Annotated in this window: 20 protein-coding genes; 19 read left to right on the top strand and 1 reads right to left on the bottom strand. The window is 73.6% G+C overall.

All coding sequences use genetic code 11. The features are described from left to right. Window positions 1-131 precede the first annotated feature (131 nt). The 19 genes from VKK44_RS04990 (at window position 132) to VKK44_RS05080 (ending at window position 23,412) form a co-directional block, all read left to right on the top strand. On the top strand, window positions 132-935 hold the full coding sequence (locus tag VKK44_RS04990; protein WP_343445654.1) for a helix-turn-helix domain-containing protein: 804 nt from the start codon (window positions 132-134) through the stop codon (window positions 933-935). Then, window positions 926-1,114, top strand: a complete 189-nt coding sequence (locus tag VKK44_RS04995) for a DUF397 domain-containing protein (RefSeq protein WP_343445655.1) — start codon at window positions 926-928, stop codon at window positions 1,112-1,114. Before VKK44_RS04990 ends, VKK44_RS04995 begins: the two co-directional genes overlap by 10 nt. 140 nt (window positions 1,115-1,254) lie before the next feature. Then, window positions 1,255-2,271, top strand: a complete 1,017-nt coding sequence (locus VKK44_RS05000) for a YihY/virulence factor BrkB family protein (protein WP_343445656.1) — start codon at window positions 1,255-1,257, stop codon at window positions 2,269-2,271. Between the two features lie 203 nt (window positions 2,272-2,474). Beyond that, window positions 2,475-3,653 carry an ROK family protein gene (locus tag VKK44_RS05005; protein ID WP_343445657.1) on the top strand — a complete coding sequence of 393 codons (1,179 nt, stop codon included), beginning with the start codon at window positions 2,475-2,477 and terminating at the stop codon, window positions 3,651-3,653. A gap of 125 nt (window positions 3,654-3,778) precedes the next feature. Beyond that, window positions 3,779-5,344 (top strand): sugar ABC transporter ATP-binding protein, encoded by a 1,566-nt coding sequence (locus tag VKK44_RS05010; RefSeq protein WP_343447672.1) that lies wholly within the window; start codon window positions 3,779-3,781, stop codon window positions 5,342-5,344. Beyond that, window positions 5,341-6,426, top strand: coding sequence for an ABC transporter permease (locus VKK44_RS05015; RefSeq protein WP_343445658.1), 1,086 nt, complete (start codon window positions 5,341-5,343; stop codon window positions 6,424-6,426). Before VKK44_RS05010 ends, VKK44_RS05015 begins: the two co-directional genes overlap by 4 nt. 89 nt (window positions 6,427-6,515) lie before the next feature. Beyond that, a complete protein-coding gene (locus VKK44_RS05020; protein WP_343445659.1) occupies window positions 6,516-7,559 on the top strand; it encodes a substrate-binding domain-containing protein in 1,044 nt (347 codons plus the stop codon). Window positions 7,560-7,615: 56 nt separating this feature from the next. Continuing rightward, a complete protein-coding gene (locus VKK44_RS05025) occupies window positions 7,616-8,809 on the top strand; it encodes a Gfo/Idh/MocA family protein (RefSeq protein ID WP_458351654.1) in 1,194 nt (397 codons plus the stop codon). A 215-nt stretch (window positions 8,810-9,024) separates the two neighbouring features. Further along, a complete protein-coding gene (locus VKK44_RS05030; RefSeq protein WP_343445661.1) occupies window positions 9,025-10,161 on the top strand; it encodes an inositol-3-phosphate synthase in 1,137 nt (378 codons plus the stop codon). Beyond that, window positions 10,158-11,093 carry an SCO3242 family prenyltransferase gene (locus VKK44_RS05035; RefSeq protein ID WP_343445662.1) on the top strand — a complete coding sequence of 312 codons (936 nt, stop codon included), beginning with the start codon at window positions 10,158-10,160 and terminating at the stop codon, window positions 11,091-11,093. Before VKK44_RS05030 ends, VKK44_RS05035 begins: the two co-directional genes overlap by 4 nt. After that, window positions 11,090-11,965 carry a sugar phosphate isomerase/epimerase family protein gene (locus VKK44_RS05040; protein ID WP_343445663.1) on the top strand — a complete coding sequence of 292 codons (876 nt, stop codon included), beginning with the start codon at window positions 11,090-11,092 and terminating at the stop codon, window positions 11,963-11,965. The genes VKK44_RS05035 and VKK44_RS05040 overlap by 4 nt, the downstream gene beginning before the upstream one ends. A 38-nt stretch (window positions 11,966-12,003) precedes the next feature. Then, window positions 12,004-12,609: an EboA domain-containing protein gene (locus VKK44_RS05045; protein WP_343445664.1), complete on the top strand. Its 606-nt coding sequence runs from the start codon at window positions 12,004-12,006 to the stop codon at window positions 12,607-12,609. Between the two features lies 1 nt (window position 12,610). Continuing rightward, on the top strand, window positions 12,611-13,462 hold the full coding sequence (locus VKK44_RS05050; RefSeq protein WP_343445665.1) for a TatD family hydrolase: 852 nt from the start codon (window positions 12,611-12,613) through the stop codon (window positions 13,460-13,462). Further along, window positions 13,462-14,649 carry a metabolite traffic protein EboE gene (gene eboE / locus VKK44_RS05055; RefSeq protein ID WP_343445666.1) on the top strand — a complete coding sequence of 396 codons (1,188 nt, stop codon included), beginning with the start codon at window positions 13,462-13,464 and terminating at the stop codon, window positions 14,647-14,649. The genes VKK44_RS05050 and eboE overlap by 1 nt, the downstream gene beginning before the upstream one ends. Continuing rightward, window positions 14,646-16,040: an alkaline phosphatase family protein gene (locus VKK44_RS05060; RefSeq protein ID WP_343445667.1), complete on the top strand. Its 1,395-nt coding sequence runs from the start codon at window positions 14,646-14,648 to the stop codon at window positions 16,038-16,040. The genes eboE and VKK44_RS05060 overlap by 4 nt, the downstream gene beginning before the upstream one ends. Beyond that, window positions 16,037-17,104 carry a polyprenyl synthetase family protein gene (locus VKK44_RS05065; protein ID WP_343445668.1) on the top strand — a complete coding sequence of 356 codons (1,068 nt, stop codon included), beginning with the start codon at window positions 16,037-16,039 and terminating at the stop codon, window positions 17,102-17,104. Before VKK44_RS05060 ends, VKK44_RS05065 begins: the two co-directional genes overlap by 4 nt. Window positions 17,105-17,272: 168 nt before the next feature. Next, window positions 17,273-20,113 (top strand): carbohydrate-binding protein, encoded by a 2,841-nt coding sequence (locus tag VKK44_RS05070; RefSeq protein ID WP_343445669.1) that lies wholly within the window; start codon window positions 17,273-17,275, stop codon window positions 20,111-20,113. A gap of 20 nt (window positions 20,114-20,133) precedes the next feature. After that, window positions 20,134-22,230 carry a lectin gene (locus VKK44_RS05075; RefSeq protein WP_343445670.1) on the top strand — a complete coding sequence of 699 codons (2,097 nt, stop codon included), beginning with the start codon at window positions 20,134-20,136 and terminating at the stop codon, window positions 22,228-22,230. Between the two features lie 171 nt (window positions 22,231-22,401). Further along, the gene (locus VKK44_RS05080; RefSeq protein ID WP_343445671.1) at window positions 22,402-23,412 is read left to right on the top strand and encodes a sugar phosphate isomerase/epimerase family protein; all 1,011 of its coding nucleotides are present in this window, start codon (window positions 22,402-22,404) and stop codon (window positions 23,410-23,412) included. A gap of 317 nt (window positions 23,413-23,729) precedes the next feature. Here VKK44_RS05080 and VKK44_RS05085 read toward each other — a convergent pair whose 3' ends face one another. Continuing rightward, window positions 23,730-24,914 carry an ROK family transcriptional regulator gene (locus VKK44_RS05085; RefSeq protein WP_343445673.1) on the bottom strand — a complete coding sequence of 395 codons (1,185 nt, stop codon included), beginning with the start codon at window positions 24,912-24,914 and terminating at the stop codon, window positions 23,730-23,732. Window positions 24,915-24,957: the final 43 nt, after the last annotated feature.

Consider the following 24,957-nt stretch of genomic DNA (forward strand, 5'->3'; position numbering starts at 1 on the left):
CGATCCCGTGAGCGGTCCCGCTGCGTGACAGTCTGGTGACGGAGCGACTACGGTGGGGCGTCCGGCACGGCGACGACAAGCGCGTCCGGCGGCCGGCTCCCGGGTGTGTCGAGGATGTACGGAGGCTGTCCGTGGAACTGTCGTCCATGCTGGAGCACTTCGCCGAGGAACTACGGCTCGCCCGCGCGGCCAACGGCATGTCCCAGGCGGCGTTGGCCGAGGCGCTGACCTATTCCGGCGCGCTGGTGGCCAAGGTGGAGACCTGTGAGCGCCGCCCGAGCCTGGACTTCGCCCGCCGCTGCGACGCGGTGTTCGGCGTCGACGGGCGCTTCGAGCGCATCCAGCGGCGGATCGGCCGGGAGGCCGTGGTGCCGTGGTTCCGCGACTGGCCCGGCATCGAGGCGGAGGCGAGCGCGCTGCGCTGGTTCGAGCCGATCTGCGTGCCGGGCCTGCTCCAGACCGAGGGCTACGCCCGCGCGCTGCTCTCCGGCGGCCGGCTGTTCGCGCCGGACGAGGTGGAGCAGCAGGTGACGACGCGGCTGGACCGCCAGGCGCTGCTGACCCGGGAACGGCCGCCGCTGCTCACCTTCGTCGTCGACGAGCACGTGCTGCGCCGGAGCGTCGGCGGGCCGGAGGTGATGCGCGAGCAGGTGCGCCACCTGGTGAAGGTCGGCACGGGGCTGCCCCGGGTACGGATCCACGTTGTGCCGCTCACTGTCGGTGCCTACGCTGGCGTCAGTGGCCCGTTCGTGATCGCCACCCCGCCGCACGGCGAGGACGTGGTCTACCAGGAGGGGCAGCTCCACGCGCAGGTGATCGACCGCGTCGACCACGTGCGGCAGATGGTCGAGGTGTGGGAGTCGGTCCGCGGTGAGGCACTGTCGCACCAGCAGTCCCTCGAATTCCTGACGGAGGTGGCGGAGACATGGACCTGAGCAACGCCCGGTGGCGCAAGAGCAGCCGCAGCAACGCCGCAGGCGGAGCCTGCGTGGAGGTGGCGGACGCCCGGCCCGGCGGGGTCGCGGTGCGTGACTCCAAGGACCCGGCCGGCCCGGTGCTGGCCTTCGCGCCCGACGCCTGGCGCGCGTTCGTCGACCGGCTCGCCGCCCGCTGACCCACACCGGGGCGGTGTGACGGGGGTGACCCGGCCCTGCCGCCCCGCTGGACCGGCATGGCGTCTGGAAGTTCGGCTGGTTATCCGACCCGACCTCGGGGCAAGTCGTGCAGTGACGACACGACGACGAGGGAGGTGCGATGGCCAGCGACGAGTCTCCTGCCCGCGAGGGGCGCGAGCGCACCGGGCCGGTGGGGCCGGACGACGGTCCGGACAGCCCGACCGAGCTGCCGGGTCCGGGCTGGGTGGCGACGCTCAAGCGGACCGTCCGGGAGTTCCAGGACGACAGCCTGACCGACTGGGCCGCCGCGCTCACCTACTACGGCGTGCTCTCGATCTTTCCCGGCATGCTGGTGCTCATCTCCGTGCTCGGTCTGCTCGGCGAGCGGGCCACCAACGGAGTCCGGGACACGGTCGGCCAGGCGGTGCCGGAGGAGAACATCCGGAAGATCATCGAGAGCGCGATCGACCAGGCCGGCCAGTCCGGCGGGCTGGCCAGCGTGGCGGCGGTGATCGGTCTGGTCACCGCGTTCTGGTCGGCGTCCGGCTACGTCGCCGCCTTCATGCGCGCCTCGAACAGCATCTACGACGTGCCCGAGGGCCGGCCGATCTGGAAGACGCTGCCGATCCGGCTCGGGGTGACCGCGGTGATCGGCGTGATGCTGCTGGTCAGCGCCGTGATCGTGGTGTTCACCGGTGGGCTGGCGGAGCAGGCCGGCAACGCGATCGGGCTCGGCTCGACGGCGGTCACGGTGTGGAACATCGCCAAGTGGCCGGTGCTGTTGCTGCTGGTCAGCCTGATGTTCGCGATCCTCTACTGGGCGTCGCCGAACGCCAAGCACGGCGGCTTCCGCTGGGTCAGCCCCGGCGGGGTGCTCGCCGTGGTGCTCTGGCTGGTGGTGTCCGGCCTGTTCGCGCTCTACGTGAGCAACTTCGGCTCGTACAACAAGACGTACGGCGCGGTGGCCGGTGTGATCATCTTCCTGGTCTGGCTTTGGCTGAGCAACGTGGCCATCCTGCTCGGCGCGGAGTTCGACGCCGAGTTGGAGCGCAGTCGTGCCATCGCCGCCGGGCACCCGGCCGACGAGGAGCCCTACGTCGAGCTGCGCGACGACCGCAAGCTGCGGAAGAAGCGCAACGCGCCCACACCGCGCTGACCTCGCACGCGCCGCCCCGCCCGGAGAACCGGGCGGGGCGGCGCGTTTTCATGATCCGGAACACGCTTTTGTTCATTCGGACAGAAGTTTTCGCCAAATACGCTGAAGCTATGGACACGCGGCCCGGAAGGCTCCTACTGTGTCGGACACAACACCTCGGCGTTGCGTCGATGTGAACGACTCCGATGCGGAGGTGACTGCCGGTGCGGACGGTCGATCCCCTGCACGTCCGGCTCCTGCGGTTGCTCCGGGACCAGGGCGCGATCTCCCGCGCCGAGCTCGGTGACCGCCTCCAGATGCCCCGCCCCCGGCTGCTCGCCGAGCTGGAACGACTGGTCTCCCTCGGCTACGTGGCCGAGGCCGGGTTGGCCGCCTCCCGGGGCGGGCGCCGCTCCACCCTGGTCGAGCTGAGCCCGCGCCTGCGCTTCGCCTCGGTCGACCTGGGCGCCAGCTCGATCGACGTCGAGGTGGTCAACGGCCGGCTGGAGCCGGTCACCGCGTACACCGAGCCGGCCGACATCCGCTCCGGCCCCAAGGTGACCCTGCAACGGGTCAACGACCTGCTGCACAAGGCCAAGGTGGACGGCGCGTACGAGCGGCTCGACGCGATCGGCATCGGCGTCCCCGGCCCGGTGAGCTTCCGCGACGGGGTGCCCGTCTCCCCGCCGATCATGCCGGGCTGGGACCGCTTCCCGGTCCGCGAGCTGCTGACCCGCGAGCACGGCTGCCCGGCCGTGGTCGACAACGACGTCAACATCATGGCGATCGGCGAGCGGCACGGCGGCGTCGCCCACTCGGTCGACGACTTCCTCTTCATCAAGATCGGCACGGGCATCGGCTGCGGCATCTACCTGCACGGCGAGGTCTACCGGGGCACCGACGGCTGCGCCGGCGACATCGGCCACATCCAGGTCGACCCGAACGGCCCGATGTGCTCCTGCGGCAACCTCGGCTGCCTGGAGGCGGTGTTCAGCGGCGCGGCGCTGGCCCGGGAGGCGACCGCCGCGGCCCGCGCCGAGGTGTCACCGGCCCTGGTCGAGCGGCTCGCCGCCCGGGGCGCGGTGACCGCGCTCGACGTGGCGCAGGGCGCGATCGAGGGCGACGTCACCTGCATCCAGCTCATCCGCGACGGCGGCCGGCGGGTCGGCAGCGTGCTGGCCGGGCTGGTCAGCTTCACCAACCCGTCGATGATCGTGATCGGTGGCGGGCTCGCCCAGCTCGGCCACATCCTGCTCGCCGAGATCCGCAGCGTGGTCTACCGCCGCTCGCTGCCGCTGGCCACCGGCAACCTGCCGGTCGTCCTCTCCGAGCTGGGCCCACGCGCCGGCGTCGCCGGCGCGGCCGTGCTCGCCAGCGACGTCGCGTTCGGGGAAGCCGCATGAGCGAACGCACCGAGCGGAGCGAGGGCCGTGAGGGCATGCCCGGCCGGCCCCGCATGAGCGAACGCACCGAGCGGAGCGAGGGCCGTGAGGGCATGCCAAGTCGGTCCCGCATGAAGGAGGTGGAGATGACCGGGAAGGAACCGCTGGTCGAGGCGCCCGCCGACGCCGTCGCGGGCGAGGTGGTGCTGCGTCTCACCGACGTGGTGAAGACGTTCCCCGGCGTACGCGCGCTGGACGGCGTGCAGTTGGAGGTGCGGGCCGGCGAGGTGCACTGCCTGCTGGGGCAAAACGGCGCCGGCAAGTCCACCCTGATCAAGGTGCTCGCCGGCGTGCACCGGCCGGATTCCGGCGAGGTGGTGTGGCGCGGCGAGCCGGCCGCGTTCGCCAACCCGCAGGCCGCCATGCGCGCCGGCATCGCCACCATCTACCAGGAACTCGACCTGGTCGACGACCTGTCGGTGGCGGAGAACGCGTTCCTCGGCCACGAGCCGCGCCGGCTCGGCTTCGTCCGGCGCGGGCACATGGCCCGGCGTACCCGGCAGATCCTGGCCCGGCTGGGTCACGCGGAGATCCCGCCCGGCCGGCTGGTCCGGCACCTGCCGGCGGCCGGCAAGCAGATCGTCAGCATGGCCCGGGCGCTGTCCCACGAGGCCCGACTGATCATCATGGACGAGCCGAGCGCGGTGCTGGCCCACGACGAGGTGGGCAACCTGTTCCGGATCATCCGGGAACTCACCGCGCAGGGCATCGCGGTCATCTACATCTCGCACCGGATGGAGGAGATCCGCGAGATCGGCGACCGGGTCACCGTACTCAAGGACGGCCGGACCACGGCGGCGAGCCTGCCGGCGCGTGACACCCCGACCCGCGACCTGGTCGCCCGGATGACCGGGCGGACCATCGAGTACGTCTTTCCGCAGCGCCCGGCCGACGACGGCACCGGCGCGGAGCTGCTCCGGGTGGACGGGCTGACCCGGCACGGCGAGTTCGCCGACGTCTCGCTCGGCGTGCGGGCCGGGGAGATCGTCGGGATCGCCGGGCTGGTCGGCTCCGGCCGGTCGGAGCTGCTGGAGACCATCTTCGGGGCCCGCCGGGCGCAGGCCGGGACGGTCCGGCTGGCCGGCCGGACGCTGCGTCCCGGCAGCGTGGGCGCGGCGGTCCGGGCCGGCATGGGCATGGCGCCCGAGGAGCGCAAGAGTCAGGCTTTGCTGCTCGGCGAACCGATCTACCGCAACATCACGCTCGCCACGTTCGGCCGGTACGCCCGCCTGGGCTTCACCGACGCCGGTCGGGAACGGGCCGAGGCGGACCGGATCGCCGCCGCGCTGGAGCTGCGCCCGGCGGACGTACGCCGGCCGGTGCGCACACTCTCCGGCGGCAACCAGCAGAAGGTGGTGGTCGGCCGCTGGTTGCTCGGCGACACCCGGCTGCTGCTGCTCGACGAGCCGACCCGGGGCGTGGACGTGGGCGCCCGCGCCGAGCTGTACCAGGTGATCCGGGACCTGGCCGCCCGGGGCGTCGGGGTGCTGCTGGTCTCCAGCGAGGTGCCCGAGGTGCTGGGCCTGGCCGACCGGGTGCTGGTCATGCGGGAGGGCCGGGTGGTCCGGGAGGCCCCGGCCGGCGAACTCGACGAGAACACCGTGCTCGACCTCGTGATGGCGGGGTCCCTCATGGAAGGCGCACCGGCATGAGCGATACCCACACCACGCTCCCCGCGCAGTCACCGCCGGTGGACCGGGCGGAGACCGCCAAGGTCGACGCGCCGGCCCGGCTGTCCTGGTGGCGCGGCGACGGCGGGGAGGGCGTGAAACGCAACCTCGGCCTGCTGGCCACGCTGGTGGTGCTGGTGGTCATCGGCATCCTGACCCGCCCCGACCTCTACGGCGACCCGAACTGGGTGTGGGGCAACACGCTCACCATCCTCAAGCTCGCCTCGGTGGTCGGCGTGGTCACCGTCGGCATGACCTTCGTGATCATCGGGGGCGGCATCGACCTGTCGGTCGGCGCGATCGTGGCGCTGGCCGGCGTCTGGTGCACCACTGTCGCCACCCAGAGCTACGGCGCCGGCGGCATGATCTTCAGCGCGCTCACCGTCGGGCTGGCCGTCGGCGTGGTCAACGGTCTGCTCGTCTCGTACGGGCGGCTGGTGCCGTTCATCGCCACGCTGGCCATGCTGGTGGCCGCCCGGGGGCTGGCGGCGGAGATCTCCGACAAGCAGACCCAGGTTTCCACCAGCTCGTTCATCAACGGCATCGCCACCACGAAGGTGCTCGGCATCCCGCTGCTGGTCTACATCCTGATCGCGGTGGTGGCGGCCGGGTGGGTGCTGCTCAACCGGACCACGTTCGGCCGTCGTACGGTGGCGGTCGGCGGCAACCCGGAGGCGGCCCGGCTCGCCGGCATCAACGTACGCCGGCACACCGTGCTGCTCTACGCGCTCTCCGGCCTCTGCTGCGGCATCGCCGCGGTGATGCTGACCGCGCAGGCCACCTCCGCCCAGGCGGCCATGGCCAACCTCTACGAGCTGGACGCGATCGCCGCCGCGATCATCGGCGGCACGCTGCTCAGCGGCGGGCGGGGCACCATCATCGGCTCCCTGCTCGGGGTGATCATCTTCTCCACGATCACCAACCTGTTCGCCATCAACAACCTCTCCGCCGAGGCCCAGAACATGGTCAAGGGCGGCATCATCGTCGCCGCCGTCCTGGTCCAGCAGGTGCAGTTCCGCAGCCTGACCCAGTTCCTCGCCCGCAACCGGGCCACCACCACCTGACCCACCGCACCACCGGGCCGCCGTCGAGAAGACGGCGGCCCGGCCCACCGCACCCGAAATCACCCCCACCACCTCATCAGGAGGTCGTCATGACAAGTGACCTGTCACGCCGCCGGTTGCTCTTCGGCGGGGCCGCAGTCTCCGCCGGGGTGCTGCTCGCCGGCTGCACGAGCAACGAGCAGTCCCCGACCGAGGCGCAGACCAAGGCCGCCGCGACCGGCGGCGCCGCCGAGCCGGGCAAGAAGGTGACCATCGGCTTCTCCGCCCCGGCCGCCGACCACGGCTGGATCGCCGCCATCACCAACAACGCCAAGGCGCAGGCCGGGGCGTACTCCGACGTGGAGCTGAAGTCGGTGGAGGCCGGCGCGGACGCGGCGGCCCAGCGGGCGGCGCTGTCCACGCTGATCTCGCAGAAGCCGGACGTCATCGTGCTGCTGCCGCACGACGGCAAGGAGCTGAACGCCTTCGGCCTGGAGGCGATGAAGGCCGGCATCCCGGTGGTCAACCTGGACCGGGCGTTCCCCGACCCCAAGGCCTACCGGCTCCAGATCAAGGGCGACAACTACGGCATGGGGGTGGCCGCCGCCACCTACATCGCCGAGCAGCTCAAGGCGAAGGGCGTCAGCAACCCGGTGATCGGCGAGATCCCCGGCATCGAGTCGCTGGAGCTGACCCAGGAACGGTCCAAGGGCTTCGCCGACACGCTCGCCTCGTACGGGCTGAAGGTGGCCAACCGCCGGCCGGCCGAGTTCACCGTGGACTCCGGCCAGCAGGCCGCCACCGGGCTGTTCCAGGCGCTGCCGAAGATCGACGCGGTCTGGAACCACGACGACGACCAGGGCATCGGCGTGCTGGCCGCGGTCACCCAGGCCAACCGCAAGGAGTTCTTCATGGTCGGCGGCGCCGGCTCGAAGAAGGCCATGGAGGACATCGCCGCCGACAACACGGTGCTGAAGGCCACCGTCACCTACAGCCCGTCGATGGCCTCCTCGGCCATCTCCCTGGCCCGGCTGATCGGCCAGGGCAAGGGCATGTCCGACCTGGTGGAACTCCAGGTACCGAAGGAGATCGTGCTCTCCTCCGAGACGATCACCAAGGAGAACTCGGGCGCCTACCTGAAGCTCGGATTCTGACACAACACGGGGGGAGACCCAGCTTGTCCAGTCACGACAGCATCCTGCGGGTCGGCATGGTCGGCTACGCGTTCATGGGCGCCGCGCACTCGCAGGCGTGGCGCACCGTGAACCGCGTGTTCGACCTGCCGGCGCGGGTGCGGATGGCGCTCGTCTGCGGCCGGGACGAACCGAAGGTGGCCGAGGCCGCCGACCGGCTCGGCTGGGACGGGTACACCACCGACTGGCGGCGACTCGTCGAGTCCGACGAGATCGACGTGGTGGACATCTGCACACCAGGGGACAGCCACCGCGAGATCGCCCTCGCCGCGTTGGCCGCGGGCAAGCACGTGCTGTGCGAGAAGCCGCTGGCCAACACCGTCGCCGAGGCCCGGGAGATGACCGCCGCGGCGGCCCGGGCCCGGGCGTCCGGGGTACGCGCGATGTGCGGCTTCAACTACCGGCGGGTGCCCGCGGTCGCCCTGATGCGGCAGCTCGTCGCCGACGGGCGGCTCGGCGAGATCCGGCACGTCCGGGCGGTCTACCTCCAGGACTGGATCGTCGACCCGCAGTTCCCGCTGGTGTGGCGGTTGCAGAAGGACCGAGCGGGCTCCGGCGCGCTGGGCGACATCGGCGCGCACATCATCGACCTGACCCAGTACGTCACCGGGCAGCTCGTCACCGGGGTCAGCGCGCTCACCGAGACGTTCGTCAAGCAGCGGCCGTTGCCGGCCGGGTCGAGCGGCCTGGCCGCGCAGGCCGACGGCAACGGCCGGGGCACCGGCGCGGTCACCGTGGACGACGCGGCGGTCTTCGTGGCCCGGCTGGACGGCGGCGCGCTCGCCACGTACGAGGCCACCCGGTTCGCCACCGGCCGCAAGAACGCGCTGCGGGTCGAGATCAACGGCTCGCGCGGCAGCGTCGTGTTCGACCTGGAACGCCTCAACGAACTGGAGTTCCTGGATGCCACCCGGCCCACCGCCGAGCAGGGCTTCAGCCGGATCCTGGTGACCGAGCCGGAGCACCCGTACCTGGACGCGTGGTGGCCGCCCGGCCACATCATCGGCTACGAGCACTCCTTCACGCACCAGATGCGCGACTTCGTCGAGGCGGTCGCCACCGGCGCCGACCCGACGCCGTCGTTCGCCGACGCGTTGCAGGTGCAGCTCGTGCTGGACGCGGTCGAGCGTTCGGCCGAAGCCGCCGCCTGGGTCGAGGTGAAGGACGGGGCCCCGCTCAACGCCTCCGGTAGAGAAGGGGGCCCCGCCTAACACCCCCGCGCGGCGCGCGAGCGCCGCCGACACCCTTCCGGCGCCGGCCGGCGAGGGCCCACCGCGGTTGCGCCCCGCGGCGGGAACGAGGCCGGCGTCGGGGAGCGTGCCGTCGGAACCTCCGGCGGGCACGACCAGCACGGCCCTCCGGTGCGGCCGGACCGGGATTCCCCGGCCGCACCGGTGGACCGGCAACGACCTGGGGAGGTAACGCGATGCGAACGGGTGTCTGGCTGGTGGGAGCACGTGGTTCGGTCGCGACCACCAGCGTGGTCGGGGCGCTCGCCCTGCGGGCCGGGCTCGCCGCACCGACCGGCTGTGTCACCGAACTGCCCGACCTGCGTGGTCCCGCGCTGCCGGGCCTCGCCGATCTCGTCTTCGGCGGCCACGACGTGGTCGCCACCCCGCTGACCAAACGCGCCGAGGCGCTCGCCGCCGCCGGTGTGCTGCCCGGCCGGCTGGCCGACGCCGTCGCGCCGGAGCTGGCCGACGTCGAGGCGGCGCTGCGACCCGCGCCGACCGAGGGCGACCCGGCGACCCGGATCGCCGCCGTGGTCGACGACCTGACCGACTTCCGTCGCCGGTACGACCTGGACCGGGTGGTGGTGGTCAACGTGGCCGCCACCGAGCCGGCACCCGAGCCGCACCCGGCCCACCACGACCTGACCGCGCTGCGCGCCGCGCTCGACGTGCTGCCGGCCAGCTCCCGGTACGCGTACGCGGCGTTCACCGCCGGCTGCCCGTACGTCGACTTCACCCCGTCCACCGGCGCCCGGCTGCCGGCGCTGGCCGCGCTGGCCGACGAGCGCGGCCTGCCGTACGCCGGGCACGACGGCAAGACCGGCGAGACGCTGCTCAAGTCGGTGCTCGCGCCGATGTTCGCGATGCGGCACCTGGCGGTGCGCTCCTGGTCCGGGACGAACCTGCTCGGCGGTGGCGACGGCGCCACGCTCGCCGAGCCGGCCGCCAACGCCGCCAAGGTGGGCAGCAAGCAGCGGGTGCTCGCGGAGACGCTCGGCTACCTGCCGCAGGGCAGCACCCGGATCGACTACGTCGAGGAGCTGGGCGACTTCAAGACCGCCTGGGACCTGGTCACGTTCGCCGGCTTCCTGGGCACCGGCATGCGGATGGAGTTCACCTGGCACGGCTGCGACTCCGCGCTGGCCGCCCCGCTGGTGCTCGACCTGGCCCGGCTGACCGCCGCCGCGCACGCCGCCGGCCGCCGGGGCCCGCTGGCCGAGCTGGCGTTCTTCTTCAAGGACCCGCTCGGCGACACCGGCCACGCGCTCGGCGAGCAGTGGGCGGTGCTGTGCGACTTCGTGGCCGGCCTGCACGCGGGGGTGACCCGGTGACCCGGCTCGCCGACCTGGCCGAGCTGGTCCGCGCGCCCGCCGCGCTCTCCGTGCCCGGGGACGTGCTGGCCGGCGCGGCGGCGGCCGGGACGCTCGGCCGGCGTACGCCCGCGTTGGCCGGCGCGTCGGTGCTGCTCTACTGGGCCGGGATGGCCGCCAACGACTGGGCGGACCGGCGGCTCGACGCGGTGGAGCGCCCGGAGCGGCCGATCCCGTCCGGCCGGGTGCGGCCGGGCGTCGCGCTCGGCCTGGCCGGCGGCCTGACCGCGGCCGGCCTCGCCGTCGCCACCGCCGCCGGGGGTCGGCGCGCGGCGGCCGTCGCGCTCCCGCTGGCGGCCACCATCTGGGGGTACGACCTGCGCGCCAAGGACACCGCCGCCGGTCCCGCCGTGATGGCCGCCTGCCGGGGGCTGGACGTGCTGCTCGGCGCGAGCGCCGGCCGGGTGGGCCGGGCGTTGCCGGCCGCGCTGACCGTCGCGGCGCACACCTGGACCGTCACCGCGCTGTCCCGCCGCGAGGTGACCGGCGTGGCGGACCGGCGACTGCCCGGCCTCACGCTCGCCGGCACCGCGGTGATCGCGGCCACCGCCCCGGGCCGGCCGGCACCGCCCGTCACCGGCCGCGCCGCCGTCTCCGACCCCGCCTCCCGAACCGCCCGCCTACCCGGTGCCGAGCGCGTCGCCCGGTTCGGTGACCTGGTGCCGGCGGTGCTCGCCGCCGGCTACGCGGCCCGGTACGGCCGGGCACAGGCCCGGGTGCTCGCCGACCCGTCGCCGGCCCGGGTCCGCGCCGCCGTCGGCGCCGGCATCACCGGGCTGCCCGCGTTGCAGGGCGCACTGACCGCCCGCGCCGGCGCGCGGCTGCTCGGCCTCGCCGTGGCCGGCGCCGCCCCGCTCGGCCGCCGGCTGGCCCGACTGATCTCACCGACATGACCGCCGTGCACCCGCCGTCCGCGCCGGGCCGGCTGCGCCTCGGGTACGGCACCAACGGCTTCGCCAACCACCGCCTCGACGACGCGCTCGCGGTCCTCGCCGACCTCGGGTACGAGGGGGTGGCGCTCACCCTGGACCACGACCACCTGGACCCGTACGCCCCCGGGCTGGCCGGCCGGGTCGCCGCCGTACGCCGCCGGCTGGACGCGCTCGGGCTGGCCGTGGTGGTCGAGACCGGTGCCCGCTACCTGCTCGACCCGTGGCACAAGCACGCCCCGACGCTGCTGCACGACGACAGCTCCCGCCGGGTCGACTTCCTCCGCCGGGCGGTCCGGATCGGCGCGGACCTGGGCGCGGAGGCGGTCTCCTGCTGGGCCGGCGTACGCCCGCCGGACGTGCCGCCACCGGTCGCGTGGGAGCGCCTGGTCGCCGGCTGTGCCACGGTCTGCGCCGAGGCGGCGGCAGCCGGCGTGCCGCTCGGCTTCGAACCCGAACCGGGCATGCTGGTCGAGGACATCGCCGGCTGGCGGCGGCTGCGCGACGCGCTCGACGCGCCACCCGGCTTCGGCATCACGCTCGACATCGGACACTGCCGCTGCCTGGAGCCGCTGCCGGTGGCCGACTGCGTGGCGGCGGTCGCCGACCACCTGGTCAACGTGCAGATCGACGACATGCGCCGGGGCGTGCACGAGCACCTGGAGTTCGGCACCGGGGAGATCGACTTCCCGCCGGTGCTGGCCGCGCTGGCCGACGCCGGCTACCGCGGGCTGGTCGCGGTGGAACTGCCCCGGCACTCGCACGCCGCCCCGACCGTCGCCGCCCGCTCGCTCGACTTCCTGCGCGCCGCCGCCCGGCGCGGCGAGGGACGGTGAGGCGACCACCATCCACCACCCGGCAGAGGGGAGACGGCATGACACCCGACCGACTGCACGCCGCGCTGCGGGGCGTACCCGATCCGCAGTGGCTGGACGCGGCGCGGCGCCGCGTCGCGACCGAACCCGCGGCGATCCCGCGCTACTTCGCCGCCGCCGCCCGGCGGTGCGGGCGCGGGCCGGTGCCCGACCCGCCCGGCTGGACGGTCGACGAGGCAGCCCGGGCGTTGCTGCTCACCGCGCTGCCCACCGGGCACGCCGCCGCGGCCGAGACGCTCTACCGGGAGGGCGACGCGGCCGAGAAGCGGGCCGTGCTGCGGGCGCTGCCGCTGCTGCCGATCGGGGCGGAGTGCGTGCCGCTGCTGCACGACGCGGTCCGCACCAACGACACCCGGCTGGTCGCCGCCGCGCTCGGCCCCTACGCCCGGCACCTGGAACAGCCGGCCTGGCGGCAGGCGGTGCTCAAGTGCGTGTTCACCGGTGTGCCGCTGGCCGTGGTCGACGGTCTGACCGACCGGGCCGACGGCGAGCTGGCGCAGATGCTGGCCGCGTTCGCCGCCGAGCGGCACGCCGCCGGCCGCACCATGCCCGCCGACGCCACCGACCTGCTGGACCGGCTCACCATCACCACCACGGAGGCGTGACATGCGCATCTTCGACCCGCACATCCACATGACATCCCGAACCACCGACGACTACGAGCGGATGGCCGCCGCCGGGGTGCGCGCGGTGGTCGAGCCGGCGTTCTGGCTGGGGCAGCCGCGCACCAGCGTGGACAGCTTCGTCGACTACTTCGACTCGCTCGTCGGCTGGGAGCCGTTCCGGGCCGGGCAGTTCGGCGTCCGGCACCACGCCACCGTGGCACTGAACCCGAAGGAGGCCAACGACCCGCGCTGCCGGCCGGTGCTCGACGTGCTGCCGCGCTACCTGGACAAGGACGGCGTGGTGGCGGTCGGCGAGATCGGCTACGACGCGATGACGCCGGCCGAGGACGCCGCGTTCGCCGGTCAGCTCGCGCTGGCCGTCGCGCACGACCTGCCCGCGCTGGTGCACACCCCGCACCGGGACAAGGCGCGCGGTGTCGCACGCACCCTCGCCGTGGTCGCCGAGTCGGGCATCGCCCCGGGACGGGTGCTTGTCGACCACCTCAACGAGGTGACCGTGAAACTGGTCCGGGACACCGGCTGCTGGCTGGGCTTCTCGATCTACCCGGAGACGAAGATGTCGCCGCCGCGGATGGTCGAGCTGCTGAAGACGTACGGGACCGAGCGGATGCTGGTCAACTCCGCCGCCGACTGGGGGCGCTCCGACCCGCTGCTCACCCGCGCCACCGGGGAGGCGATGCTGGCCGCCGGGTTCGACGCCGACGACGTGGACCGGGTGCTGTGGCGCAACCCGGTCGAGTTCTACGGCCAGTCCGGCCGGCTCGACCTGACCGACCTGGACGCCCCGGCGCCCACGTTCGCCGGCAACTCGATCCTGCGCGGGGGCGAGTGATGCGGCTGCGCCACACCGACGGCACCACCGTCCATCTCGGTTACTGCACCAACGTCCACCCCGCCGAGGACCTGCCGGGCATCCTCGCCCAGCTCGACACGTACGCGGTCGCGGTGCGCCGGACGCTCGACGCCGACCTGCTCGGGCTGGGAATGTGGCTGGCCGCGCCGGCAGCCGCCGCGCTCGCCGCCGACCCGGCGGCCCGCCGCCGGCTGCGTCACGAGCTGACGGTACGCGGGCTGGAGGTGGTCACGCTCAACGGCTTCCCGTACGCGGCGTTCCAGGCCCCGGTGGTCAAGGGCGCGGTGTACCACCCGGACTGGACCACGCCGGCGCGGCTGGCGTACACGCTGGACCTGGCCCGGGTGCTGGCCGACCTGCTGCCCGACGACGCGGCCCGGGGTTCGGTCTCCACGCTGCCGCTGGCCTGGCGTACGCCGTGGGACGCCGGGCGGGCCGAGTCGGCGCGACGGATGCTCGACGCGCTCGCCGCCGGGCTGGCGGACGTGCAGCGGGACACCGGCCGGGTGGTCCGGGTCGGCTTCGAGCCGGAGCCGGGCTGTCTGGTGGAGTCCACGGGACAGGCCCGCGCGGTATTGTCAGCCATGGATACCGAGCGGCTCGGGATCTGCCTGGACCTGGCGCACCTGGCGTGCGCCTGGGAGACCCCGGCCGACGCGCTGGCCCGGCTGAGCGACGCCGGGCTGCCGGTGGTCAAGGTGCAGGTCTCCGCCGCCGTCGAGGCTCCCGACCCGGCCGGCGCGACCGCCGCGCTGCGCCGTTTCGTCGAGCCACGGTTCCTGCACCAGACCCGTGCGGCCGGCTGCGCCGGCGCCGCCGACCCGGCCGACCCGGCGTACGCCGCCGACGACCTGGACGCGGCGCTGGACGCGCGGCTGCCCGGGGCGTGGCGGGTGCACTACCACGTGCCGCTGCACGCCCCACCCGAGCCGCCGCTGCGTTCCACGGTGCCGGTGCTGCGGGCCGCGCTCGCCGCGCTGTTCGCCGGCCCGGCCGCCGGCTGCGACCACCTCGACGTCGAGACGTACACCTGGGGGGTGCTGCCGGCGGCGCGGCGGCCGACCGGCGACGCGGAGCTGGCCGCCGGCATCGCCGCCGAACTGGCCTTCGCCCGCGACGAGCTGACCGGCCTCGGCCTGGCCACGGTGGCGGGGGTGCCCTCATGAGCCGGCGACTGGTGGTGCTCGACGTGGTCGGGTTGACGCCGCGGCTGCTGGCGCACATGCCCCGGCTGCGCGCGGTGGCCGAGGCCGGCTTCGCGGCCGAGCTGGGCACCGTGCTGCCGGCGGTGACCTGTTCGGCGCAGGCCACGTTCCTGACCGGTGAGCCGCCCGCCGGGCACGGCGTGGTGGGCAACGGCTGGTACTTCCGGGACCTCGGCGAGGTGCTGCTCTGGCGGCAGCACCACGCGCTTGTCGGCGGCGAGAAGGTGTGGCAGGCGGCACGCCGGGTCGAGCCGGGCTACCGGGTCGCCAACGTCTGCTGGTGGTACGCCATGGGCGCGGACGTCGACTGGACGGTCACGCCACGCCCGGTCTACCACGCCGACGGGCGCAAGGAGCCGGACTGCTGGACCGACCCGCCGGAGCTGCACGACACGCTCACCGACGCGCTCGGCACGTTCCCGCTGTTCACCTACTGGGGGCCGGGGGCGGGACTGCCGTCGTCGGCGTGGATCAGCCGGGCCGCGCAGCGGATCCTGGCCGACCACGCCCCCGACCTGACGCTTGTCTACCTGCCGCACCTCGACTACGACCTGCAACGCTTCGGGCCGTCCGCGCCGCAGGCCGCCGCCGCGGCGGCGGAGCTGGACGCGGTGCTCGGGCCGCTGCTGGACGCGGCGCGGGAGCACGACGCCACGGTGGTGGCGCTCTCCGAGTACGGCATCACCGACGTCTCCCGCCCGGTGGACGTCAACCGGATGCTGCGCGCCGAGGGCCTGCTGCGCGTCTACACCCAGGCCGGGATGGAGTACCTGGACCCGTGGACGTCGCGGGCCTTCGCGGTGGCCGACCACCAGGTGGCGCACGTCTACGTGCGGGACCCGGCGGACGTGCCGGCGGTGGCGAAGCGCTGTGCCGCGCTGCCCGGCGTCGCCGAGGTGCTGGACGCGGCCGGGCAGGCCGGGTACGGCCTGGACCATCCCCGCGCCGGTGAGCTGGTGCTGGTGGCCGAGCCGGACGCCTGGTTCACCTACTACTACTGGCTGGACGACGCGCGGGCGCCCGACTTCGCCCGACTGGTGGAGATCCACCGCAAGCCGGGTTACGACCCGGCGGAGCTGTTCTTCGACCCGGCCGCGCCGGGGGCCGCGAAACGCCGGGCGGCGGTGGCGTTGGCCCGCAAGAAGCTCGGGATGCGGTACCTGATGAGCGTGGTCGGGCTGGACGCCGGGGCGCGGGCCGTGCGTGGCTCGCACGGCCGGCTGCCCGCCGACCCGGCGGACGGGCCGGTGCTGCTCTGCTCCGATCCGGCCGCGGCCCGCTCCCGGGTCGCGGCGACCGACGTCAAGGCGTTGCTGCTCCAGCTCGCCGGACTGGCCCGGGAGGCCCCGTGACCGTCACCGTCGACCGGACCGACCCGGCCCTGCTGCGGGGCCGCTTCGACGCCGCGCTCGCCGCGTTCCTGGACGCGCGGGGGCCGGGTCGGCCGGACGACGGTACGGGGGCCGTCCACACCGCGTTGCGCCGGTTCGTCCTGGCCGGCGGCAAGCGGCTGCGCCCACTGTTCTGCTACTGGGGCTGGCGGGGCTTCGGCGGCCCGGACGGTCAGCCGATCGTGGTCGCCGCGTCGGCGCTGGAGCTGTTCCACGCGTTCGCGCTGATCCACGACGACATCCTGGACCGCAGCGACCGGCGGCGCGGCCAGCCGACGCTGCACCGGCACTTCGCCGGGCTGCACGCCGACGCCGGCTGGCCGGGCGACCCGGCGGCGTACGGCCGCGCGGCGGCGCTGCTCTGCGGCGACCTCTGCGCCACCTGGTCGGCTCAGATGTTCCACGGCTGCGGGTTGCCGGCCGCGCGGCTGCGCCGGGGGCACCCGCTGCTGGCCCGGATGCGGGCCGAGGTGATCGCGGGGGAGTACCTGGACGTGGTGGCGGCGGCCGGCGACGGGTCGGTGGCGAGCGCGCTCACGGTGGTGCGGCTGAAGACGGCCCGCTACACGGTGACCCGGCCGGTGCAGGTGGGCGCCGCGTTGGCCGGGGCGGCGCCGGAGGAGGTGGCCGCGCTGGCCGGCTTCGGTGATCCGCTGGGGGACGCGTTCCAGCTCCGCGACGACCTGCTCGGCGTGTTCGGGGACCCGGCGGTGACCGGCAAGTCCACCATGGACGACCTGCGGGAGGGCAAGCCGACGGTGCTGCTGGCGCTGGCCCGGGCGGCGACCGGTCCGGCCGGCGCGGCCCGGCTGCGGGCGCTGGTCGGCGATCCGGCGCTGGACGAGGCGGGGGCCGCCGAGGTCCGTGCGCTCATCGAGGCGTCCGGTGCCCGCGACACGGTGGAGCGGATGATCCGCTCGCGGGCGGAGGCCGCGCTGGTCGCGCTGGACGGGCTGCCGCTGGCGGCACCGGCGCGGCGGGCGCTGGCCACGCTCGCGGAACACGCCGTCGACCGCCGCGCCTGACCTGACTTTTGTCGCAACGCGTCAAAAGTCAAAGCTCATCGATCAGAAGCTATGGACAGGCTGATCGAAAGGTCTTAATGTCGTGGCCAGCACAACGCTCCCCCCTTTCGGCATCCGGCGCGACGCGCGCCCGGTCCTGGCTGCGCGCGTCAGGAAGGACAGCACGGCATGTCCAGCCACCCCCATCACCACCCCCCGGCCCGGCGACGACTCGCCGCCGGCGCGGCGCTGCTGCTCGCAGTCACCGCCGGCACGGTCACCCTGGCCACGACGCCCGTCCCGGCGTCCGCCCACCCCATCCCGGCGAGCGACTTCCAGCAGGTCGAACTCGCCCGCGGCGTCGCCGAGACCGGCGAACCGATGTCCCTCGCGGTGCTGCCCGACCGGTCGGTCCTGCACACCGCCCGCAACGGCACGCTGCGCCGCACCGACGCGGCCGGCGTCACCACCGTCATCGGCACGCTGCCGGTCTACAACCACGACGAGGAGGGGTTGCAGGGCGTCGGCGTCGACCCCGGCTTCACCACCAACCGGCAGATCTTCCTCTACTACGCGCCGCCGCTGTCCACCCCGGCCGGGGACGCGCCGGCCACCGGCACCGACTTCTCCGCCTGGCAGGGCGTCAACCGGCTCTCCCGGTTCACGCTGAACGCCGACTTCACGCTCAACCAGGCCAGCAAGGTCGACGTGCTCGACGTGCCGGCCGACCGCGGGCTGTGCTGCCACGTCGGCGGCGACATCGACTTCGACGCGGCCGGCAACCTCTACCTGTCCACCGGCGACGACACCAACCCGTTCGACTCCGCCGGCTACGCCCCGATCGACGAGCGGACCAACCGCAACCCCGGCTACGACGCGCAGCGCAGCGCCGGCAACACCAACGACCTACGCGGCAAGATCCTCCGCATCAAGGTCAACGCCAACGGCACGTACTCGATCCCGAGCGGCAACCTCTTCGCGCCCGGCACCGCGAAGACCCGCCCGGAGATCTACGCCATGGGCTTCCGCAACCCGTTCCGGATCAGCGTCGACAAGGCCACCGGCATCGTCTACGTCGGCGACTACGGGCCGGACGCCGGCACCACCTCGGCGCGCGGCCCGTCCGGGCAGGTCGAGTTCAACCGGGTCACCGGGCCGGGCAACTACGGCTGGCCGTACTGCACCGGCACCAACACCGCCACCGAGACGTACGCCGAGTGGGACTTCGCCACCGGCACCGCCGGCGCGAAGTTCAACTGTACCGGCGGACCGACCAACAACTCGTTCCGCAACACCGGCCTGACCACGTTGCCGGCCGCCAAGCCGGCCTGGATCCGCTACGGCGGCGACGCCGGCACCCCGAGCGAGTTCGGCGGCGGCTCCGAGTCGCCGATGGGCGGCCCGCTCTACCGGTACGACGCGGCGAACCCGTCCACCACCAAGTTCCCGCAGTCCTTCGACGGGCAGTTCTTCGCCACCGAGTTCGGCCGCGGCTGGATCAAGCCGATCCACGTCAACGCGGACGGCTCACCCGGCACCATCGACGCGTTCCCGTGGACCGGAAAGCAGGTGATGGACTCCGCGTTCGGCCCGGACGGCGCCTACTACGTGCTCGACTACGGCACCGGCTACTTCAACGGGGACGCCAACTCGGCGCTCTACCGCTTCGACTACCTGGGCGGCGGCAACCGCGCCCCGGTGGCCCGCGCCGCCGCCGACAAGACCTCCGGCGCCGCGCCGTTGACCGTGGCGTTCTCCTCGGCCGGCTCGTCCGACCCGGAGGGCGGCGCGCTGACGTACGCCTGGACGTTCGGTGACGGCGGCACCTCCACCGCGGCCAATCCGTCGCACACCTACACCGCCAACGGCCGCTACACCGCCACGCTGACCGTCCGTGACCCGCAGGGCGCCACCGGCACCGCCGGCGTGACGATCACCGTGGGCAACACCGCGCCGACAGTGGTCATCGATACGCCCGGCAACGGCAAACTGTTCTCCTTCGGCGACACCGTGCCGTTCCGGATCACCGTCACCGACCCGGAGGACGGCACGATCGACTGCACGAAGGTCAAGATGACCTACGTGCTCGGCCACGACCAGCACGGCCACCAGATCACCTCGGCGACCGGCTGCACCGGCACCATCGCCATCCCGGTCGACGGCGAACACGACGACGCGGCGAACATCTTCGCCATCTTCGACGCCGAGTACACCGACGCCGGCGGCCTCACCACGCACACCCAGCACACGCTCCAGCCCCGGCACCGGCAGGCCGAGCACTTCAAGACCTCGTCCGGGATCAACACGTTCGACAAGGGCACCGCCGAGGGCGGCAAGACCGTCGGCGACATCAACAACGGCGACTGGATCGCGTTCCAGCCGTACCTGCTCGCCGACGCCACCGGGTTCAGCGCCCGGGTCTCCTCGGCCGGTGCGGGCGGCACGCTCCAGATCCGGGCCGGCTCCGCCACCGGCACCGTGCTCGGCTCGGCCACCGTCCCGGTCACCGGCGCCTGGGACTCGTTCACCACGGTCACCGGCACGATCACCAACCCGCCGGCCGGCACCACCACGCTCTACCTCACGTTCGCCGGCGGCACCGGGGCGCTCTACGACCTGGACGCGTTCACGTTCACCACGTCGAGCGTGCGCACCGGCCCGGTCAAGGGCCTGGCCGGCAAGTGCCTGGATGTGCGCAACGCGGCCACCGCCGACGGCACCCAGATCCAGATCTACACCTGCAACGGCACCACGGCGCAGTCCTGGACCGTCACGCCGAACTCGACCGTCAAGGCGTTGGGCAAGTGCCTGGACATCTCCGGCGGCGCCAGCGCGGACGGTACGAAGATCCAGCTCTACACGTGCAACGGCAGCGGCGCGCAGAACTGGTCGGCGCAGGCCGACGGCACGGTCCGCAACCCGCAGTCGGGCAAGTGCCTGGACGTGTCCGGCAACAACTCGGCCGACAGCACGCCGGTGCACCTGTGGACCTGCACCGGAGCCGCCAACCAGAAGTGGACGCTGCCGTGAGGATGGCAAGGAGAACACCGATGAGACTCCTCCGTACCGCGCTGGTGGCGGTGACCGCCGTCGCCGCCACCGTCGCCGGAACCCCGGCGAGCGCCGCCGACGCCCCCTACGACGTGCTGGTCTTCTCCAAGACGGCCGGCTTCCGGCACGACTCCATCGCGGTCGGCACGCAGGCCGTCCGGGACCTGGGGGCGGCGAACAACTTCACCGTCACCGCCACCGAGGACGCCGCCCAGTTCACCACCGCCAACCTGGCCCGCTTCGAGGCGGTGATCTTCCTCAACACCACCGGCGACGTGCTGAACGCGACCCAGCAGGCCGCGTTCGAGTCGTACATCGGCGGTGGCGGCGGGTACGTCGGCGTGCACTCCGCCGCCGACACCGAGTACGACTGGCCGTTCTACGGCAACCTGGTCGGCGCCTGGTTCGCGTCCCACCCGGCGATCCAGCCGGCCACCGTCAAGGTGGAGGACCGGGCGCACGCCGCCACCGCGCACCTGCCGCAGCGGTGGAACCGCACCGACGAGTGGTACGACTACCGCACCAACGCGCGCTCCACCGCGCACGTGCTGGCCAGCCTCGACGAGTCCACGTACTCCGGGGGCGCGATGGGCGGCGACCACCCGCACGCCTGGTGCAAGACGTACAGCGGCGGCCGGTCGTTCTACACCGGCGGCGGGCACACCCAGGCCTCGTACGCCGAGCCCGCGTTCCGCGCCCACCTGCTCGGCGGCATCCGCTACGCCGCCGGCCGCACCAAGGCCGACTGCCGGCCGGAGACCGGCTACACCGCGCTCTACGACGGCGGCACCACCGGCTGGTCGCAGGCCGGGCCGGGCAGCTTCACCAACAGCGACGCCACGCTCACCTCGGTCGGCGGCATGGGCCTCTACTGGTACAGCGCGAAGCAGTTCACCAACTACTCGCTCAAGCTGGACTGGCGGCTGGCCGGCGACGACAACTCCGGGGTGTTCGTCGGCTTCCCACCGTCGAGCGACCCGAACTCGGCCGTGAACAACGGCTACGAGGTGCAGATCGACCCCAGCGACTCGGCGGACAAGACCACCGGCGCGATCTACGGCTTCAAGTCCGCCGACCTGGCCGCCCGGGACGCGGCGCTGAACCCGGCGGGGGAGTGGAACACCTACGAGATCCTGGTCGAGGGCGAGCGGTTGCAGGTCTTCCTCAACGGCGTACGCGTCAACGACTTCACCAACACCGACCCGGTCCGGTCGCTCGCCGGGCACGTCGGCATCCAGAACCACGGCACCGGCGACGACGCGTCGTTCCGCAACATCCGGATCAAGGAGCTGGGCGGCACCCCGCCGCCGGGCGGCACCACCACCGTGCAGGCCGAGGCGTTCAGCTCGGCCAGCGGCGTCAGCGCGTTCGCCAAGGCCGGCGCCAACGGCGGGCAGACCCTCGGGTACGTCGACCCGGGCGACTGGGCCGCGTACCAGAACCTGGACCTGACCGGCGTGACGTCGCTGCGCGCCCGGGTGGTCTCCGGCGGAGCGGGCGGCGCCATTCAGGTGCGCACCGGCTCGCCGACCGGCCCGCTGCTCGGCCAGGTGGCGGTGCCGAACACCGGTGGCTGGACCACCTTCGCCGACGTCTCCGCCGCGCTGAGCGGGGTGCCGTCGGGGACGCAGACGGTGTACCTGACGTTCACCGGCAGCGGTTCCGGGCTGTTCGACGTCGACGACTTCACGCTGGTGCGGGGCGGCGGCACCGGTGGGACCGGCCCGGTGAAGGGCCTGGCCGGCAAGTGTCTGGACGTGCGCAACGGGGCCACCGCCGACGGCACCCAGATCCAGATCTACACCTGCAACGGGTCCACGGCGCAGTCCTGGACGGTGACCCCGAACGGGCCGGTGAAGGCGTTGGGCAAGTGCCTGGACGTCTCCGGCGGTGCCAGCGCTGACGGTACGAAGATCCAGCTCTACACGTGCAACGGCAGCGGCGCGCAGAACTGGTCGGCGCAGGCCGACGGCACGGTCCGCAACCCACAGTCGGGCAAGTGCCTGGACGTGTCCGGCAACAACTCGGCCGACGGCACGCCGGTGCACCTGTGGACCTGCACCGGGGCCACCAACCAGCGCTGGACCCTGCCGTGAGGTAGGCCATAGAGTGGGGACGGCGACCGCGAGGTGGCCGGTGACCCGTCGGGAGGCGCAACCCGTCGGGCGCAGACGCTCACGCGTCCACCGGTGCCGGGCCGTCGCCGTCCCCGGTCACCTCGCCCCGGTCCGCAACGGAATCCCCCATCACGACAGGGGAGAACGACAATGGCGCGACCCATCACGCTCTTCACCGGCCAGTGGGCCGACCTTCCGTTCGACGAGGTCTGCCGGCTCGCCGCCGAGTGGGGCTACGACGGCCTGGAGATCGCCTGCTGGGGTGACCACTTCGAGGTCGACAAGGCGCTCGCCGACGACTCGTACGTCGAGCGGAAGCGGGACACGCTCGCCAAGCACAACCTCGAGGTGTTCACCATCTCCAACCACCTGGTCGGGCAGGCGGTCTGCGACCACCCGATCGACGAGCGGCACCAGGACATCCTGCCGGGCCGGATCTGGGGCGACGGCGAGCCGGAAGGGGTGCGCCGCCGCGCCGCCGAGGAGATGAAGGACACCGCGCGGGCGGCGGCGAAGCTCGGCGTACGGACCGTGGTCGGCTTCACCGGCTCGTCCATCTGGCACACGCTGGCGATGTTCCCGCCGGTGCCGCCCGCCATGATCGAGCGCGGTTACCAGGACTTCGCCGACCGGTGGAACCCGATCCTGGACGTCTTCGACGAGGTGGGCGTGCGCTTCGCGCACGAGGTGCACCCCAGCGAGATCGCGTACGACTACTGGACCACGAAGCGGACGCTGGAGGCGATCGGCCACCGGCCCGCGTTCGGGCTCAACTGGGACCCGTCGCACTTCGTCTGGCAGGAGCTGGACCCGGTCAACTTCATCTTCGACTTCGCCGACCGGATCTACCACGTGGACTGCAAGGACGCGAAGGTCCGCACCGGGGACGGCCGGCGGGGCCGGCTCGCCTCCCACCTGCCCTGGGCCGACCTGCGGCGCGGCTGGGACTTCGTCTCCACCGGCCACGGTGACGTGCCGTGGGAGGACTGCTTCCGGGCGTTGAACGCGATCGGCTACGACGGCCCGATCTCGGTCGAGTGGGAGGACGCCGGCATGGACCGCCTGGTCGGTGCGCCGGAGGCGCTCCAGTTCGTCCGCCGCCTCGCGTTCGACGCCCCTGCTGCGGCGTTCGACGCCGCCTTCAGCAGCACCCGCGACTGACCCGGCCGCGGCGACCAGCCGCAGCCGACGCAGTCGTCACGCGCCCTACGAACTTGATGGCGTGGGTGGGTCATCAACCGCCCCGGTGCGGCGGCCGGTCGGACGCGCCGCCGGTGACCCACCTGCGCCATCAAGTGTGTAGGGCCGCGAGCGGCAGACGAGGCCGGGCCACGCCGCGGTTCGGGCCAGCGCCGATCCGCGGCAGGCCGCCGCAACGGGCCACCAGGTAGGACTGTGGCGCGGACTGTCGACCGGGTTGCCGACGGTCACCACCGGTGATCGGCGCGGGCGGGCCGCCGACGCGGCGGCGCCCGGGGTCAGCGGGTGGTGAAGAGCTGCTCGCTGGTCAGGCGGGCCGCGCCGATCAGGGCGGCGCGGTCGTCGAGGTCGGACAGGACGATCGGCATGGTGCCGGTGGCCAGCGGCGTGGACCGCCGGTAGACCACGCCCCGGATCTCGGCGAGCAGGACCGGCCCGATGCCGGGCGCCGCGCCGCCGATGATCACGATGGCCGGGTTGACGAAGCTGACCAGCCCGACCAGCACCTGCCCGAGCCGGCGGGCGGCGTCCCGGACCAGCGTCTGCGCCGCCGGATCGCCCTCGGTCGCCGCCGCGGCCACGTCAGCCACCGTCAGCACGCCGGCCGCCGCGAGCCGCTCCGCCAGCACCGTCGAGCGCCCGGCCCGCGCGACCGTCACCGCCTCCCGGACCAGGGCGGCATCCCCGCAGTACGCCTCGACGCAGCCGGTGTTGCCGCAGCCGCAGAGCGGCCCGTCCTCGGCCAGTTGGAGGTGCCCGATGTCGCCGGCGCCGCTGGTCGCGCCCCGGTAGAGCGAGCCGCCGAGCACCAGCCCGCAGCCGACCGCGTCGCCGAGCTTGACGTAGAGGAAGTCGTCGAACGGGCGGCCGGTGCCGGCGTGCGACTCGCCGAGCGCCATCGCGTTCGCGTCGTTGTCGACGTGCACCGGGCAGCCCAGCTCGGCGGCGAGCGTGTCGCGTACCGGAAACCGGTGCCACCCGGGCAGCGCGGGCGGGGAGACGGGCGTGCCGTCGCGGACCGCCACCGGCGCGGGCAGCGCCACCCCGACGCCGGTCAGCCGGGCCAGCCCCGCCTCGGCCCGCAGCTTGCCGAGCAGCTCCACCGTCCGGCCGACCACCGCCTCGGGGCCGAGCCGCACGTCGACGGGCTCGTCGAGCCGGGTGAGCGGGTTCAGCTCACCGTCGGTGAGTGCGACCCGCAGCCGGCCGTCGCCGACGAGCACCGCGCCGAAACGCACCTGCGCGCCGATCCGCAGCAGCGACGAGCGGCGACCACCCCGCGACGCGGCCGGCCCCGCGACCTCCACCAGGCCCTGCGCGACCAGCCGGTCCGCCTCGGCGGCGAACCGCGCCCGGGGCAGCCCGAGGACGTCGACCAGCTCGACCCGGGACCGGGGGCCGTCGTCGCGCAGCAGTCGCAGCAGCCGCGCCTGATCCGCGTTCTCCGGTCCGACCATCGTCATGTGATCGTCCACCTCCCCTTGCGGAGAATGTGCCACACCGGCG

Source organism: Micromonospora sp. DSM 45708, assembly GCF_039566955.1.
Taxonomy (GTDB): domain Bacteria; phylum Actinomycetota; class Actinomycetes; order Mycobacteriales; family Micromonosporaceae; genus Micromonospora.